Below are 16,027 nucleotides of genomic sequence, written 5' to 3' on the forward strand. Positions count from 1 at the left end.
CGATGAAAACTGTAGGAGCGAGCTCTGCTCGCGATCAGGGCCGCCGTCGGGCCATCGCTCGCGATGCTCGCTCCTGCGCTTGCGCCATGCCACAAACACGCGGTTTTACCCTGGTCGAACTGGTGATGGTGATCGCCCTCGCCGGCATAGTCGCGGTGATGATCGGCACCGTGCTGTCGAGCCCGCTGGAAGGCTTCGTCGCCCAGAGCCGGCGCGCCGGACTGGTCGATCTGGCCGCCACCGCGTTGAATCGCCTGAGTCGCGATGTGCGCCTGGCGGTGCCCAACTCGGTGCGCCTGTCGGCCGATGGGCTGACCCTGGAGACCCTCAATATTCTCAGCGCCGGCCGCTACCGGCCGAACCGGGTCGGTGGCGAGGGACTGCGCTTCGCCGCCGGCACCGATGCGACGTGCACGGCCATGGGCAATCGCTGCGATGCCTTTCAGGTGCTCGATCCGGCCTTGAACATCGCCGGGGCGCGCTGGCTGGTGCTGTACAACATCGGCGTCACCTCGGGCGGCAACCCGGTGACGGGCAATCTCTGGGCCGGCGTCAATCCCGGGGTGATCAGCCCGAACGCCGTGACCTTCGCCACGCCGGGCGGAGCGCCGGCGGGGGAAACCCTGGTGGTGCTGAACAACTTCGGCGGCGGTTTCAGTTTCGCCTACGCCTCGCCCCAGCGGCGTTTCTATTTCGCCGATCAGGTGATCGGCTATCGCTGCGATCTGCCCGGCAGGCAATTGCTGCGCTATACCGGCATTGCCCTGAGCGTAGCGGCGCCGAACGTGGCGCCGGCCGGCGCGCAGGTGCTGGCGAGCAATGTCAGCGCCTGCACGCTGACCTACCAGCCCGGCAGCACCCAGCGCGCCGGCCTGCTGACCATCGGCCTGGGCCTGACGGACCCCGCCAGCGGCGAAAGCATCCAACTCCTGCAGCAGGTGCACGTCGACAATGCGCCCTGAGCGAAGTGAACGCAGTGAGCAGGGTTTCGCCCTGGTGGCGGCGCTCTTCGTGATGGTGGTCATCGCCCTGGTGGTGGTGGCCATGGCGCGGCTGTCGGCCAACCAGCACGGCACCAACAGCCTGGCCATCCAGCAGGCGCGCGCCTACGAGGCGGCGCAGGCGGGGCTGGAGTGGGGTATCAATCAGGCGCTGGCCGGTAACTGCCAGCCGGTGCCGACAGCCGTAGGCCTCGCGGGTTCTAATCTGGCGGAATTCAACCTGCTGGTCGTTTGCAGCGTCGCCGCCTATGTCGAAAACGGCGCTGCGGTGAACATCTATCGGCTGACCGCCACGGCGGATAACGGTAACCCGGCCAATCGACCGGATTACGCCTATCGGCAGCTGACCGCGGTGGTGGAATGAACAATCCGTCGATGTCGCCGGCCCGGGCGGCGCTGCGCCGCCTCGGCCTGTTCGGACTGGCCCTTGCGGCCCTGCTCTGGAGTCTGGGCGCGCAGGCCTCGCCAGCGGTGCGCGCGGTGAGAGCGCCGACTTTCGTCGTCACCGCACTCACGACTGTGGTCGTACGCCAGCCGACCGGCACGCTCGTCGGCGACCTGTTGATCGCCACGGTTTATGTGCGCGGCAACGCGACCATAAACACCGTGCCGGCCGGCTGGAACCTTATAGTCAACACCGCGAACGGAACCAGCCTGCGCCAGGCCGTGTACTGGCGAGTCGCCACGACGGCCGGCACCGGCAGCCATACCTGGAGGCTCAGCGCCTCGGGGCTGACGCGGGGCGGCGGCATGCTGGCGATCAACGCCGGCTCGTTTGATGCGGGCACTCCCGTTGCCGCCGTCACGACCAGTAACACCGGCCAAAGCCGGGCGATGACGACGCCGGCCCTGGTGACCAGCGTCAATGACAGTCTGGTTCTCGCCGGCTTTGTTAGCGATCGCGGCAATCGAGCCCTGGTCGCCGTCAGCCCCGTTTCCACCGTCTTCAACGCGCGGAACAATGCCGCTGCTGGCCTGGCCACGCTGCTCACGCTCGCGACCCAGAGCACCGCCGGTAGTTTCAGCCCGATCAGTGCCACCGCGTTCAACGCCAGTGATCGCTGGGTCGCCCAGGCCTGGTCGGTCAGGCCGTCGAACCGCCCGCTCGCGCTGCGCTTGAGCTGGAACCTCGACGAAGCCGCCTGGACCGGCGCCCCAGGGCAAGTGCTCGACGGCTCCGGCAACAACCTGAACGGCACGGCTTTCGCCAGCGCAAACACCGCCGGGACCACGCCGGCGCTGACCACCAATGGCGCCGGCCAGGGCACTTGCCGTTACGGCAGCTTTACCAGCGCCAGCAGCCAGTATGCCCAGGTCGCCGACAACAACCTGCTCGATCTGGACAGCTATACGATTTCGGCCTGGGTTTACCCTCGAAGCTTGCCGTCGGGCGCGGCCCTGATGACCATCCTGTCCAAGGACGAGAATTTCGAGCTCCACCTGAAGTCGAGCGGCGTGGTCAACTGGTGGTGGCGGGACAATAGCGCCGTCCGCCAGTTCGACAGCACCAACAATGCAGCGGGACGCGCGCCCATCAACACCTGGACCCATGTCGCCATCCGCCTCCAGCCCGGCAGTCAGCGCCTGTATATCAATGGCGTATTGAACAACAGCGCGAGCAACGCCCTGGCTCCGCAGATCAATGCCGACCCCTTGCGGATCGCGTCCAACTCACCCGCTGTAGGCACTCATTTCAATGGCAGTCTCGACGAAGTCCGGGTTTACAGTGGCGCGCTCACTGACGCCCAGATCCTCGCCCTGGCCAGCGAACGGCATGCCTGTGCCGGCGCCGCGCCCCATCATCTGGAGCTGTTGCACGATGGCACGGCGCTGACCTGCCAGCCGGAGACCATCACCCTGCGCGCCTGCGCCGACGCCAGTTGCGCGACCCTGTTCACCGGCAGCGTCACCGCCGACCTCACGCCCAGCGGCTGGTCTCAAGGCGTGATCGTGAGCGACAGCCAGACCCTGACGGGCGGCACGGCGAGCCTGCAATTGCGCCAGAACAATTCGGGGCCGGTCGCGCTCGGGATCGTCTCGGCCAGCCCGGCGCCGAGCAACCCAGCCCAGTGCTATATCGGTGCGACCGCCAGTTGCAGCCTCGACTTCAAGGACACGGGTTTCATCTTCGACGTGCCCAGCCTGCTCGCCAACAAAGCCTCCGGCACCATCGACCTGATCGCCGCCCGCAAGGACGACAGCACCCAGCGTTGTGTGCCGGCGTTTGCGCCGGGCATGCGGACGGTGCAGTTCTGGTCCGGCTATGCCAACCCGGCGAGCGGCACGCAGAGCGTTAGCGTCAACAACACGCCCATCGGCGGCAGCCCCGGCACCAGCCTCAGCCTCAACTTCGATGCCAATGCCCGGGCCAGCATCGAGGTGCGTTATGCCGACGCCGGGCAGATGATGCTCAACGCCAGTTACACGGGCTCCGCCGGCAACGGCGACGCCGGCCTGGTCTTGACCGGTAGCGACCAGTTCGTGGCCCGCCCGGCGGGGCTCTGCGTGTACAGTGACTCGGCCAATAGCGACTGTGCCTCGGGCGCTGCCAGTTGTTCGGCCTTCGTGCCCGCCGGCGATGACTTCCGCCTGCGGGTGAAAGCCGCCGCCTGGGAGTCGGACACGGACACGGACTTCTGCAGTGGCAATGGCACTACGTCCAATTACCGCCAGACCGGGATCGCGCTAGGCAGCACTCTGATCGCGCCGGCCGGCGGCACGGCCGCCACCCTGGGCGTGGCCAGCGTCGATATCGCCGCCGCCGATCTGGGAGAGAAAGTGCTCAGCAACCAGACGGTTTCGGAGGTTGGCGTGTTCACCATCAGCGCCACGCCAGCGACCAACGGCTATTTCGGCGATACCGTCAGTGGCGGCACCAGCGTCAACATCGGCCGCTTCTACCCGGCCAGCTTCCTGCTCGCCGATCCGAGCCTGACGCCTGCGTGCAGCACCGGCTCCACTTACGCCGGCCTGGCCGCCCAGGCCGGCCCACCGGCGCAACCCGCCAAGGTCGGCCAGACCTTTAGCTTTACCGGGTCGCTCTCGGCGCGCAATCGGAGCGGCGCCGTGACTCGCAACTACACCGGCAGCTTCGCCAAGCTGACCGGTGCCGGTATCGGCTACGCCGATCCGGGGAGCGCCGGCACGCTCAACACCAGCAGCACCAGCCTGACCGAGCCCGGCGTTGGCGGCGCCGGCACCCTCGACTACAGCGCCAACGCCGCCAACTTCCTCTTCAGCACGCCACGCGCGCCCTACAACCTGGCGATCCGCAGCACCGCGACCGACAGCGATACCGTGACGGGCAGCGTGACCGACGCCCAGACCAGCGACTTCCGCCTGGGCCAGGCGCGCATCGGCAATGCCCATGGCTCGGAATTGCAGGATTTGCGTCTGCCGTTCAGCACGGCTTTCTTCAACGGCAGCGGTTATGCGCCGAATCCGTTGGACAGTTGCACGGTCTTCGACCCGGCGGCACTCGCTGGGCATCAGGGTAATCTGGCTGTCGGCGAGACCCTGTTGAGCTACCTCAACAGCGCGGGAGCGGCCGGTGCCCCCTATGTGGTGAGTGGCGGCAGCAGTCTGCTCGGTGGTTATCTGCTATCCGCGCCCGGTGCGGGCAATGACGGCAGCGTGCGCCTGACCTACAGCACGCCCAGTTGGCTGCAGTTCGACTGGGATGGGGACGGCGTACTGGAGGACGCAAGCGGTTTGGCCACCTTCGGCATCTACCGAGGCGCCGCCCGTCTGATCTACCGCCGTGAGCTGTACCGTGGACCGTAATTGCAGTGAGCACGATTGGGGCGGGGTGCACCAGAACTGTACCTGTTTGAACTACTGGGCTTGTCGGGCAAGAGCCGCTGTTACGCGCGGCTTATCTCGCTCAGTGAGGCCTTGGAACCTGGCTCTACCAGGTATCTAGCGGGCCTCAAAAGAAAAAGGCCACCCGCGAGGGTGGCCTTTTTGTTGGGGGGTAAAAGAGGGGAATCCCCGGCCTGCCTGTACCAAGGTCCCCGAAACTGGAGTCACCTGATACTAAGCATGAGGTGTGCCAGTTTTATTACCGCAGCTGCTGGCCGGCCCTTTGGGCCGGGTGCTGGGTTACGGTCTGCGGCCTACGCATCGTCGCCTTCGTCGTCGTCGCCGGCCACCTTCATGCCGAGTTCCTTGATCTTGCGCGTCAGGGTGTTGCGCCCCCAGCCGAGCAGCACGGCGGCGTCGCGGCGGCGACCGGCGGTGTGCTTGAGGGCGGTCTCGATCATGATCCGTTCGAAGGCCGGCACGGCGCTGTCGAGCAGGCTCGATTGGCCACGCGCCAGGGACTGGTCGGCCCACTGGCGCAGGGCCTGCTCCCAGTTGGTCGCCGGCGCGCTATCGTGCGGCTGGGTCAGCAGCTCCGGCGGCAGATCGTCGATATGCACTTCGCGCCCGGAAGCCATCACGGTGATCCAGCGGCAGGTGTTCTCCAGCTGGCGCACGTTGCCCGGCCACGGCAGGTTCTTCAGGTACTCCTCGGTCTCGCTTTTCAGCAGCTTCGGCTCGACCGCCAGCTCCTGGGCGGCGCGGTTGAGGAAGTGGCGGGCCAGGGTGGGGATGTCTTCACGGCGGTCGGACATCCGCGGGATATGGATGCGGATGACGTTGAGGCGGTGGAACAGGTCTTCGCGGAATTTGCCGGCCTGCACCAGGGTTTCCAGGTTCTGGTGGGTGGCGGCGATGATCCGCACGTCGACCTTGACCGGCGTGTGCCCGCCGACCCGGTAGAACTCGCCGTCGGCCAGCACCCGCAACAGGCGGGTCTGGGTGTCGGCCGGCATATCGCCGATCTCGTCGAGGAACAGGGTGCCGCCGTCGGCCTGCTCGAAGCGCCCGCGGCGCTGGTTGACGGCGCCGGTGAAGGCGCCTTTCTCATGACCGAATAGCTCGGATTCCATCAGGTCTTTCGGAATCGCCGCCATGTTCAGCGCGATGAAGGGTGAGGCCGCGCGCGGACTGTGGCGGTGCAGGGCATGGGCGACCAGCTCCTTGCCGGTGCCGGATTCGCCATTGATCAGCACGGTGATATTCGAATGGCTGAGGCGGCCGATGGCGCGGAACACCTCCTGCATCGCCGGCGCCTCACCGATGATCTCCGGCGTGCGGGCCAGTACGACCGGGACTTCCAGTCCCTGCTGCTCCTGGGCGTGCTGGAAGGCGCGCTTGACCAGGGACACGGCCTCGTCGACATCGAAGGGCTTGGGCAGGTACTCGAAGGCGCCGCCCTGGTAAGACGCCACCGCGCTTTCCAGGTCGGAATGGGCGGTCATGATGATCACCGGCAGGCGCGGGTGCAGCTCGCGAATCTTGGCCAGCAGTTCCAGGCCGCTGGCGCCGGGCATGCGGATGTCCGAGATGATCACGTCCGGCTGTTGCCGCGTCAGGCGGCCGAGGACGCCGTCGGCGCTGTCAAAGCTGGTGGTGGTCATGCCTTCCTGTTGCAGGGCTTTTTCCAGCACCCAGCGAATGGAGCGGTCGTCGTCGACGATCCAGACGGTTTCACTGCGGCTCATGACGAAGTAACTCCTTGTTCCAGCGGCAGGAAGATCGAGAACACGGTGTGGCCGGGATGGCTCTCGCACTCGATCAGGCCCTGGTGCTGACTAATGATGTTCTGGGTGATGGCCAGGCCCAGCCCGGTACCGTCCGGGCGGCCGCTGACCATGGGATAGAAGATGGTGTCTTGCAGCTCCGCGGGGATGCCGGGGCCGTTGTCGATGATCTCGACCTTGGTCACCAGGCGATGGCGGGTGTGGCCGATGGTGAATTGGCGCAAGGTGCGGGTGCGCAGGGTGATGCGGCCGAGGCGCAGTTCATTCTGCGTGCCAATGGCCTGCATGGCGTTGCGCACGATATTCAGCACCGCCTGGATCATCTGTTCGCGGTCGATCAGCAGGTCCGGGATGCTCGGGTCGTAATCACGCACCAGGGTGATGCTGCCCTGGCTTTCCGCCTCGACCAGGCTGCCGACGCGCTCCAGCACCTCGTGCACGTTGGTCATGGCGAGGCTCGGCAGCTTGTTCGAGCCGAGCATGCGGTCCACCAGGTTCCTTAAACGGTCGGCCTCTTCGATGATGACGTTGGTGTAGTCCTTGAGGCTCTCGTCCGGCAGCTCGCGGGCCAGCAGTTGGGCGGCGCCGCGGATGCCGCCCAGCGGGTTCTTGATCTCATGGGCGAGGCCGCGCACCAGCAGTTTGGTGGTTTCCTGCTTGGACAGCTGCGCCTCTTCCTTGGTGATCCGCAGCAGCCGGTCACGCGGATGGACCTCCAGCAGCAGCAGGGTTTCGCCGCGATTGAGAATCGGCGTCACCGCATAGTCAACGGTCAGGGTTTGCCCGGTCAGGGCCGTCAGCACCGCTTCGCGCTTGTTGAACGGGTGCGCCTGTTCCACCGCCTGGCGCAACGAGGCCAAGGCCTCCGGCGACTCGGTGAACAGTTCGCTGATGAATTGGCCATGGCTGCGTTGGCCACTGACGGCCAGCAGCATCTCGGCCGCCGGATTCATGTACTCGAGGCGCAGTTCGGCGTTGAGCAGCAGGGTCGCGGTGGTCAGGTTATCCAGCAGCAGTCGGTGCAGGGCGTCGTTGATGGTCATCGTAGGGATCCCAGGAATGGATCTGAAAATGCAAAAAGCAAACCAAAGCCCCGAAAAGACGCGCGAACACTGCCAGGCGGGGGCCTTGGGCTACTTTCCTGCGCCAACCAGGCCGGTTGGCGAACCAAAATGGGGAGTGTATAGAAAGTGGTGCGGGCTATCGCACCAAATCAGTGCGATAGCCTGTGGGATTAGATGAAGGGGACGTACGGGACGTCCTTCTTCTCCACCGGCTTGTCCTTCAGCGGACACTCGGGGCGCACGCCGTACTCGTCTTTCTGGCAGGGTTTGACCCTGCGTTTTTGTTCCAGGGAAATGCGCAGGACGTGTACCGGTTGGGTCGGCGTGCGCTCCAGGGTGCGGCCGTTGCCGTCGAGGATTTCCACGGCCAATTGGTGGGTGCCGCGTGGCAGATTGCTCAACGGGAAGACCGGACTGCGGCTGGGTTCGCCCACCGTCTGGCCATCGAGCAGCAGGCGGTAGTTATGCCCGGCTAGCAGGCTGGGCTCGCTGGTGGCGGTGACGATCAGGTCGCCGGAGGCGCCGTCGCGGATCGTCGCATCCGGCTCGGGGACCAGGATGCGCAGGAGCTGATAGGCCGGCGGCGCGGCTGGAGCGGCCTGCACCGGCGCGGGTGGCGGCGGGGCAGGGCTGGCCGACATGCCGTTGGACGGGGCCAGCTCGATGCGCTTGGCATTGCCTGGCTTGGGGCGGTCGGTGAAGACGCGATTACCCTCGCTGTCGATATAGGTGTAGACCTCGGCGGCAACCGGCAGGCCGATCAGCAGTAGGCTAAGCAGAAAAAATCGCATGTTTAGGGGGCAGGCTTCGGTGTGGGGGCGGGCGGGCGCAGCGCTGGACTGCTGGTGTTGACGCGTTGCACGGTAAAGGTCGCGGTGGCGCTTTGTTGCAGCGACTGCTCGCCGCTGAGGACTTCCACCGCCAGGCTGTGTTCGCCGCGCGGGATATTACTCAGCTGCAGGCGCGGCAGATTGCTCGCCTGGCCATAGGGTTTGCCGTCCAGAAGCAGGCGCAGACGGTGGCCGGGGCTCAGGCGCGGTTGCAGCTGCACGCCGACGCTGAAGGTGCCGTTATTGGCGCGCAGGGCTTCCTCGGAAGGCAGGTCGGTCAGCTGTAGCACGCTGTAAGCGGCTTTCGGCGCCTGGCTATTCGCCGGGTCGGCTGTGGGTGCGCTCGGCGCCTGCATGCCCACGCTGTTGGTGGGTGGCAGTTCGACGGTTTCGCTCGGTGCACCGTCTGGCGGCTGGTTGGTGTACACCGTGTTGCCGTTGGCGTCGGTGTATTTGTAGATCTGCGCGGCGGCCGGCAGGGTCAGGGCAAGCAGCAGACAGGTAAGCGTGAGGCGCATGGCTGGTTTCCCGTTGAGGGTGTGTTGCTTAGCCTTGCACTGGCGGGCGGCGCTGGCAAGTTCGTACATTTATAGCTGTGCGCGCAAGCAAATAAAAAACACCAAATAAAAAAGGCCTCCCGAAGGAGGCCTCTAACCACGCTGCTTGCGCAGGTGCTACTGGCTTAGACGCTGTAGTACAGGTCGTATTCCAGCGGGTGCACGAAGGTGCGCACCTTGATTTCTTCTTCGTTCTTCAGTTCGATGTAGGCATCGATGAAGTCGTCGCTGAATACGCCGCCCTTGGTCAAGAACGCACGGCCCTTGTCCAGTTCTTCCAGCGCTTCTTTCAGGCTGCCGCAGACTTGCGGGATCAGCTTGCTTTCTTCCGGTGGCAGGTCGTAGAGGTTCTTGTCGGCAGCATCGCCGGGGTGGATCTTGTTCTGGATACCGTCCAGGCCAGCCATCAGCAGTGCAGCGAAGCACAGGTAGGGGTTGGCAGCCGGATCCGGGAAGCGCGCTTCGATGCGGCGGGCTTTCGGGCTGGAAACGTAGGGGATGCGGATCGAGGCGGAACGGTTACGTGCCGAGTAAGCCAGCATTACCGGGGCTTCGAAGCCTGGAACCAGACGCTTGTAGGAGTTGGTGGCCGGGTTGGTGAAGCCGTTCAGGGCCTTGCCGTGCTTGATGATGCCGCCGATGAAGTACAGGGCGGTGTCGGACAGGCCGGCATAGCCTTCGCCAGCGAAGGTGTTCTTGCCATCTTTGGCGATGGACAGGTGTACGTGCATGCCCGAGCCGTTGTCACCGTAGAGCGGCTTCGGCATGAAGGTAGCGGTCTTGCCATAGGCGTCCGCGACGTTGTGCACGCAGTATTTCAGGGTCTGAACTTCGTCAGCCTTGGCTACCAGGGTGTTGAACTTCACGCCGATTTCGTTCTGGCCGGCAGTCGCCACTTCGTGGTGGTGAACTTCGATGACCAGACCCATTTCTTCCATGGCGTTGCACATGGCAGTACGGATTTCGTGGTCGTGGTCGAACGGCGGAACCGGGAAGTAGCCGCCTTTGACGCCTGGGCGGTGACCCTTGTTGCCGGTTTCGATGTCGGCGTCGGACATCCAGGAACCTTGTTCGGAGTAGATCTTGAACATGGAGCCGGAAATGTCGGATTTGAATTTCACTTCGTCGAAGATGAAGAATTCGGGTTCCGGGCCGACGAATACGGTGTCACCGATACCGGTGGTCTTCAGGTATTCCTCGGCGCGGTGGGCGATGGCGCGCGGGTCGCGGTCGTAGCCTTGCATGGTCGAGGGTTCGATGATGTCGCAGACCAGAATCAGGGTCGGCTCTTCGGTGAACGGGTCGAGCACGGCGGTGCTGTCGTCCGGCAGCAGGATCATGTCGGAGGCTTCGATGCCTTTCCAGCCGGAGATGGAGGAGCCGTCGAACATCTTGCCGATTTCAAAGAAATCGTCGTCCGCATCACGGGCCGGCATGGTCACGTGGTGCTGTTTGCCTTTGGTGTCGGTGAAGCGCAGATCAATCCACTTCACGTCGTGTTCTTTGATGAGTTGAAGCGACTTCGACATGGTGTCCTCCAGATGGATGGGGGCTGGGTCAGGGTTAGCCCCCAAAAATAAACGGGTGAAGCCGGGCGGGCATACTCCGCCAGGGCAACCTGCCTCACAAGGGAGCAAATTGCATGCCAGTGCCCTGAAGTGGGCTTGGCCCGTGAAAGTCAGGCGTGACGGGGGCTGCGTGGCCAATTTTGACGGCTATGCGCACTGATATGGAGCGTGAAATAATCGTTATGCTTTGTTTTGGTGCGCTGCAGATCTTTGTGCTCGATAGCTGGTTAAACCTTGAGCAATTTCCGCTATAATCCTGCCCCCTCTTTTTCGGCTGACCTCGCGCGCGCTGTTTCATGAAACTTATCGTTAAAGTCTTCCCTGAAATCACCATCAAAAGCCGGCCGGTGCGTAAGCGCTTTATCCGCCAGCTGGCGAAGAACATTCGCATGGTGCTGCGTGACCTGGATCCAGACCTGGTGGTGGACGGCGTGTGGGACAACCTCGACGTCGAGACCCAGCTGACCGAGCCGAAAGTGCTGCGCGAGATGATCGAGCGCCTGACCCGTACCCCGGGTATTGGGCAATTCCTCGAGGTCAACGAATACCCGCTGGCCGATCTCGATGACATGGTCGCCAAGTGCAAGGCGCATTACGCCGACCTGCTGCCTGGCAAGGTCTTTGCCGTGCGCTGCAAGCGCGCCGGCAAGCACAGCTTCAGCTCGATGGATGTCGAGCGTTATGTCGGCAGCCAACTGCGTCAGCAGTGCGGGGCGGCCGGGATTTCCCTGAAAGCGCCGGAAGTCGTAGTGCGCCTGGAGATTCGCGACCAGCGCCTGTTCGTCATCCATCATCAGCATGAGTGCATCGGCGGTTATCCGCTGGGCGCCATCGAGCACGCGCTGGTGCTGATGTCTGGCGGCTTCGACTCGACGGTAGCGGCCTATCAGATGATGCGCCGCGGGCTGGTCAGCCACTTCTGCTTCTTCAACCTCGGTGGCCGTGCCCATGAACTGGGGGTGATGGAGGTGGCGCACTACCTCTGGGACAAGTACGGCCGCTCGCAGCGGGTGCTGTTCGTCAGCGTGCCGTTCGAGGAAGTGCTCGGCGAGATTCTCGGCAAGGTCGATAACAGCCATATGGGGGTGGTGCTCAAGCGTATGATGCTGCGCGCCGCCAGCACTATCGCCGATCGCCTGGATATCGACGCGCTGGTCACCGGCGAGGCGATTTCCCAGGTCTCCAGCCAGACCCTGCCGAACCTCGCGGTGATCGACCGGGCCACCGACAAACTGGTGATCCGCCCGCTGATCGCCAGCCACAAGCAAGACATCATCGACATGGCGACGCAGATCGGTACCGCCGAGTTTGCCAAGCACATGCCGGAATACTGCGGGGTGATTTCGGTGAACCCGACCACCCGCGCCAAGCCCGAACGCGTCGTCTACGAAGAGGCCCAGTTCGATATGGCCGTGCTGGAGCGCGCCTTGGCGCGCGCTCGCCTGGTGCCGATCGACCGGGTGATCGACGAGTTGGGCGAAGACATCCAGGTCGAGGAAGTGAGTGAAGCCTTGCCTGGGCAGATCGTCCTGGACATCCGTCATCCGGATGCTCAGGAAGACCTGCCGCTGGAGCTGAACGGCATCGAGGTCCAGCCTTTGCCGTTCTTCGCACTCAACAGTCGCTTCAAGGAACTGGATATCACCCGCCAGTACCTGCTGTATTGCGACAAAGGCGTGATGAGCCGCCTGCATGCCCACCACTTGCTCAGCGAGGGGCATGCCAATGTGCGCGTTTATCGTCCGGCATAAAACGCCGGGTCTGTTTGGCGGCAGTATCCGCCACCGCCCCCCCGACCGACGGGGCTGCCCCGCCACTTCATTATTCATACTGGCCGCTTAAACTTAGCGGCGAACCGAATCCTCTGATCGAGATACACAAGTGATCGAAAATCTACGCAACATCGCCATCATTGCTCACGTTGACCATGGTAAGACCACCCTGGTAGACAAACTCTTGCGTCAATCCGGCACCCTGGAACGCGGCGAGCTCAACGACGAACGCGTGATGGACTCCAACGACCAGGAGAAAGAGCGCGGTATTACCATTCTGGCGAAAAACACCGCCATCAACTGGAACGGCTACCACATCAACATCGTGGATACCCCGGGCCACGCCGACTTCGGCGGCGAAGTTGAACGCGTAATGTCGATGGTTGACTCCGTTCTGCTGCTGGTTGACGCTCAAGACGGCCCTATGCCGCAAACCCGTTTCGTGACCAAGAAGGCGTTCGAAGCCGGCCTGCGTCCAATCGTGGTCATCAACAAGGTTGACCGTCCAGGTGCGCGTCCGGACTGGGTTCTGGACCAGATCTTCGACCTGTTCGACAACCTGGGCGCTACCGAAGAGCAGCTGGACTTCCAAGTCGTTTACGCCTCCGCGCTGAACGGTATTGCCGGTCTGGAACACGCCAACATGGCTGAAGACATGACGCCGCTGTACCAGGCGATCATCGACCACGTACCGGCTCCGAAAGTCGACCGTGACGGTTCGTTCCAGATGCAAATCTCGGCACTGGACTACAACAGCTTCCTGGGTGTTATCGGCGTTGGTCGTATCGCTCGTGGTCGCGTCAAGCCGAACACTCAAGTTGTGGCCATCGACGTTGACGGCAAGAAGCGTAACGGTCGTATCCTCAAGCTGATGGGGCACCACGGTCTGCACCGTATCGACGTTGAAGAAGCAGCTGCCGGCGATATCGTCTGCATCAGCGGCTTCGACGAGCTGTTCATCTCCGACACCCTGTGCGACCCACAGAACGTTGAAGCGATGAAGCCGCTGACCGTTGACGAGCCAACCGTTTCCATGACCTTCCAGGTCAACGACTCGCCGTTCTGCGGTCGCGAAGGCAAATTCGTCACCAGCCGTAACATCAAAGAACGTCTGGACAAAGAACTGCTCTACAACGTAGCCCTGCGCGTTGAAGAAGGCGACACCGCCGACAAGTTCAAAGTCTCCGGCCGTGGTGAGCTGCACCTCTCGGTACTGATCGAAACCATGCGTCGCGAAGGCTTCGAAATGGGTGTCGGTCGTCCGGAAGTGATCATCCGTATGGTTGACGGCGTGAAGCACGAACCCTACGAAAACGTCACCATCGACGTGCCAGAAGTTTCCCAGGGCGCTCTGATGGAGCAAATGGGTAACCGTAAAGGCGACCTGACCAACATGGTTCCGGATGGCAAAGGCCGCGTTCGCCTTGAGTACAACATCCCGGCCCGTGGCTTGATCGGTTTCCGTAACGAGTTCCTGACCCTGACTTCCGGTGCCGGCATTCTGACCAGCATCTTCGATCGTTACGACGTGATGAAGTCCGGCGATATGTCCGGCCGTCAGAACGGCGTACTGGTTTCGGTGGCTACCGGTAAGGCGCTGACCTACTCGCTGGAAACCCTGCAGGCGCGTGGCAAGTTGTTCCTCGGCCACGGCGAAGACGTGTACGAAGGCCAGATCGTCGGCATCAACAGCCGCGACAACGACCTGGGTGTGAACCCGACCAAAGGCAAGAAGCTCGACAACATGCGTGCTTCCGGTAAAGACGAAACCATCGCATTGGTTCCGCCGATCCGCTTCACCCTGGAGCAAGCTCTGGAATTCGTCCAAGAAGACGAACTGTGTGAAGTGACGCCGAAGTCGATCCGTCTGCGTAAGAAAATTCTTGGTGAGAGCGAGCGTACCCGCGCTGCTAAGAAAAGTAGCTGATACGCTACGAAGCTGAAAAAAACCGCCATCCTCGATGGCGGTTTTTTTTGCCTAAGCGAATAGTCGCTGAGGCGTGCCGAGCATGCCCTGACGTTTTATCAGCCGTGTACTATCCAGCATCTTGTCGATGCCCGACGGCATCCCGCAACTTTTCCAAGGAGTCCCGACATGGCCGGAGTCAGCCTGCTGACCCTGATTGACGATATTGCCGGCGTGCTGGACGACGTGGCGGCGATGACCAAGGTGGCCGCGAAGAAAACCGCGGGAGTGCTGGGCGATGACCTCGCACTGAATGCCCAGCAGGTTGCCGGCGTCAAGGCCGACCGCGAGCTGCCGGTGGTCTGGGCAGTGGCCAAGGGCTCGGCATTGAACAAGCTGATTCTGCTGCCGGCGGCGTTGCTCATCAGCGCATTCGCACCCTGGGCGGTGACGCCGCTGCTGATGCTGGGCGGTGCCTACCTCTGCTTCGAGGGCTTCGAGAAGCTGGCGCACAAGTGGCTGCACAGCGCAGCGGAGGATCAGGCCGAACATGCGGCGCATGCCGAGGCGCTGGCCGACCCCGAGGTCGATCTGCTCGCCTTCGAGAAGGACAAGATCAAGGGCGCGATCCGTACCGACTTCATCCTCTCCGCCGAGATCATAGTGATCGCCCTGGGCACCGTGGCGGGCGCCGTCTTCGGCACCCAGGTGGCGGTGCTGGTGGGCATCGCCGCGGTCATGACGGTCGGCGTCTATGGCCTGGTGGCCGGCATCGTCAAGCTGGACGATCTGGGGCTGTATCTCAGCCAAAAGGGCAACGGGCTGGCCCGGGCCATCGGGGGCGGCCTACTGCGCGCGGCGCCTTACCTGATGAAGGGCCTGTCCGTGGTCGGCACGGCGGCCATGTTCCTGGTCGGCGGCGGCATCCTGACCCACGGCATGCCGGGCGCCCATGAGCCGCTCCAGCATCTGGCTCAGATGGCCGGCGCCGTGCCGGGGATAGGGGGTGTGCTGAAAGTCGTACTGCCGACTCTGCTGAACGCCCTGGTGGGGATCGCCGCGGGTGCGCTGGTGCTGGCGGGCGTGAGCCTGGTGAAGCGGTTGATCCCGGCCGGCAAAGGCTGAAACCGCCAGCGGCCCTGCGCGATGTTCAGCCGAGCTGGGCATCGCGCAGGGCCGACGCACAGCAGATCATGAACAGGTCCTCAGGCCTTCGGCTTGTAGGCGCAATAGCCAGGCCGTGGGCCAATCTTCGGGTGATTGCGGCAGGTGTCTGGGCGCTGGTCGTAGATGCTGCACAGGCGCGTCTTGCGATCCAGATAGAGGCAGTCGTTATTGCCCATGCGGGTCAGGGTGTAGATGCCATATTTCTGGTTGAAGCGCTCGACCACACCCTCTTTCATCAGGCGCTTGGCAATCTGCTTGGGCGGCTCGCCGCGTTCGAACTCCTGCACCAGTCCGATGCGCAGCAAATCGGTGAAGCGCACTTCCACCGGCATGGTGCAGCAGCTGGAAACGCAACTGCTGCACATGGTTCTTTCGTATTTGATCCAGGTGTCCGTGCGATCGAGCTCGGCACCGACGATCAACAGCTTGGTCATTTATCCACACCTGCAGGGCGTTCTGGGCGCGGCATGATAGCGGGGCTGGCGAATTTGTGAACAACCATCTGCCGGCTGGTCGCACTGGCTGGATTGTTTTGAACCTGTGCGGCGCAGCGCATTCGCCGCTATAAGCTGAG

Annotated in this window: 12 protein-coding genes; 6 read left to right on the forward strand and 6 right to left on the reverse strand. The window is 63.3% G+C overall.

What is annotated here, in order from left to right; translation table 11 throughout:
* The first annotated feature begins 86 nt into the window (after positions 1-86).
* From FFS13_RS18375 to FFS13_RS18385, 3 genes are read left to right on the forward strand one after another with little or no spacing between them, the layout of a single operon-like run.
* Positions 87-962: a type II secretion system protein J gene (locus FFS13_RS18375; RefSeq protein ID WP_137820501.1), complete on the forward strand. Its 876-nt coding sequence runs from the start codon at positions 87-89 to the stop codon at positions 960-962.
* Positions 952-1,365 carry a hypothetical protein gene (locus FFS13_RS18380; RefSeq protein ID WP_137820502.1) on the forward strand — a complete coding sequence of 138 codons (414 nt, stop codon included), beginning with the start codon at positions 952-954 and terminating at the stop codon, positions 1,363-1,365. The genes FFS13_RS18375 and FFS13_RS18380 overlap by 11 nt, the downstream gene beginning before the upstream one ends.
* Positions 1,362-4,784: a LamG domain-containing protein gene (locus tag FFS13_RS18385; protein ID WP_137820503.1), complete on the forward strand. Its 3,423-nt coding sequence runs from the start codon at positions 1,362-1,364 to the stop codon at positions 4,782-4,784. The genes FFS13_RS18380 and FFS13_RS18385 overlap by 4 nt, the downstream gene beginning before the upstream one ends.
* Before the next feature lie 332 nt (positions 4,785-5,116).
* On the opposite strand, the gene ntrC is transcribed toward FFS13_RS18385, so the two are convergent.
* From ntrC to glnA, 5 genes are all read right to left on the reverse strand, one after another.
* Positions 5,117-6,550 (reverse strand): nitrogen regulation protein NR(I), encoded by a 1,434-nt coding sequence (gene ntrC / locus FFS13_RS18390; protein ID WP_137820504.1) that lies wholly within the window; start codon positions 6,548-6,550, stop codon positions 5,117-5,119.
* Positions 6,547-7,632 (reverse strand): nitrogen regulation protein NR(II), encoded by a 1,086-nt coding sequence (gene glnL / locus FFS13_RS18395; RefSeq protein WP_137820505.1) that lies wholly within the window; start codon positions 7,630-7,632, stop codon positions 6,547-6,549. Before glnL ends, ntrC begins: the two co-directional genes overlap by 4 nt.
* Positions 7,633-7,823: 191 nt before the next feature.
* Positions 7,824-8,444, reverse strand: coding sequence for a DUF4124 domain-containing protein (locus tag FFS13_RS18400; protein ID WP_137820506.1), 621 nt, complete (start codon positions 8,442-8,444; stop codon positions 7,824-7,826).
* 2 nt (positions 8,445-8,446) lie between these two features.
* Positions 8,447-9,001: a DUF4124 domain-containing protein gene (locus FFS13_RS18405; RefSeq protein WP_137820507.1), complete on the reverse strand. Its 555-nt coding sequence runs from the start codon at positions 8,999-9,001 to the stop codon at positions 8,447-8,449.
* Between the two features lie 164 nt (positions 9,002-9,165).
* A complete protein-coding gene (gene glnA / locus FFS13_RS18410) occupies positions 9,166-10,569 on the reverse strand; it encodes a glutamate--ammonia ligase (RefSeq protein WP_137820508.1) in 1,404 nt (467 codons plus the stop codon).
* Positions 10,570-10,904: 335 nt separating this feature from the next.
* Between glnA and thiI the strand changes: the two genes are divergently transcribed.
* The 3 genes from thiI (at position 10,905) to FFS13_RS18425 (ending at position 15,411) form a co-directional block, all read left to right on the forward strand.
* The gene (thiI, locus tag FFS13_RS18415; protein WP_137820509.1) at positions 10,905-12,359 is read left to right on the forward strand and encodes a tRNA uracil 4-sulfurtransferase ThiI; all 1,455 of its coding nucleotides are present in this window, start codon (positions 10,905-10,907) and stop codon (positions 12,357-12,359) included.
* Between the two features lie 130 nt (positions 12,360-12,489).
* Positions 12,490-14,307, forward strand: coding sequence for a translational GTPase TypA (gene typA, locus FFS13_RS18420; protein ID WP_137820510.1), 1,818 nt, complete (start codon positions 12,490-12,492; stop codon positions 14,305-14,307).
* Positions 14,308-14,475: 168 nt separating this feature from the next.
* On the forward strand, positions 14,476-15,411 hold the full coding sequence (locus FFS13_RS18425) for a DUF808 domain-containing protein (protein WP_137820511.1): 936 nt from the start codon (positions 14,476-14,478) through the stop codon (positions 15,409-15,411).
* Positions 15,412-15,491: 80 nt separating this feature from the next.
* Here FFS13_RS18425 and FFS13_RS18430 read toward each other — a convergent pair whose 3' ends face one another.
* The gene (locus tag FFS13_RS18430) at positions 15,492-15,887 is read right to left on the reverse strand and encodes a YkgJ family cysteine cluster protein (RefSeq protein WP_137820512.1); all 396 of its coding nucleotides are present in this window, start codon (positions 15,885-15,887) and stop codon (positions 15,492-15,494) included.
* Between the last annotated feature and the right edge of the window lie 140 nt (positions 15,888-16,027).

The sequence above is a fragment of the Pseudomonas sp. 2FG genome, from assembly GCF_005502935.1.
Classification (GTDB): Bacteria; Pseudomonadota; Gammaproteobacteria; order Pseudomonadales; family Pseudomonadaceae; genus Aquipseudomonas.

Excerpts from the sequence above, each read along its gene's own strand:
- glnL (WP_137820505.1), bottom strand. The coding sequence starts at position 7,632 with ATGACCATCAACGACGCCCTGCACCGACTGCTGCTGGATAACCTGACC.
- FFS13_RS18405 (WP_137820507.1), bottom strand. The coding sequence starts at position 9,001 with ATGCGCCTCACGCTTACCTGTCTGCTGCTTGCCCTGACCCTGCCGGCC.
- FFS13_RS18380 (WP_137820502.1), top strand. The coding sequence starts at position 952 with ATGCGCCCTGAGCGAAGTGAACGCAGTGAGCAGGGTTTCGCCCTGGTG.
- FFS13_RS18375 (WP_137820501.1), top strand. The coding sequence starts at position 87 with ATGCCACAAACACGCGGTTTTACCCTGGTCGAACTGGTGATGGTGATC.
- FFS13_RS18385 (WP_137820503.1), top strand. The coding sequence starts at position 1,362 with ATGAACAATCCGTCGATGTCGCCGGCCCGGGCGGCGCTGCGCCGCCTC.
- ntrC (WP_137820504.1), bottom strand. The coding sequence starts at position 6,550 with ATGAGCCGCAGTGAAACCGTCTGGATCGTCGACGACGACCGCTCCATT.
- FFS13_RS18425 (WP_137820511.1), top strand. The coding sequence starts at position 14,476 with ATGGCCGGAGTCAGCCTGCTGACCCTGATTGACGATATTGCCGGCGTG.
- glnA (WP_137820508.1), bottom strand. The coding sequence starts at position 10,569 with ATGTCGAAGTCGCTTCAACTCATCAAAGAACACGACGTGAAGTGGATT.
- thiI (WP_137820509.1), top strand. The coding sequence starts at position 10,905 with ATGAAACTTATCGTTAAAGTCTTCCCTGAAATCACCATCAAAAGCCGG.
- FFS13_RS18430 (WP_137820512.1), bottom strand. The coding sequence starts at position 15,887 with ATGACCAAGCTGTTGATCGTCGGTGCCGAGCTCGATCGCACGGACACC.
- FFS13_RS18400 (WP_137820506.1), bottom strand. The coding sequence starts at position 8,444 with ATGCGATTTTTTCTGCTTAGCCTACTGCTGATCGGCCTGCCGGTTGCC.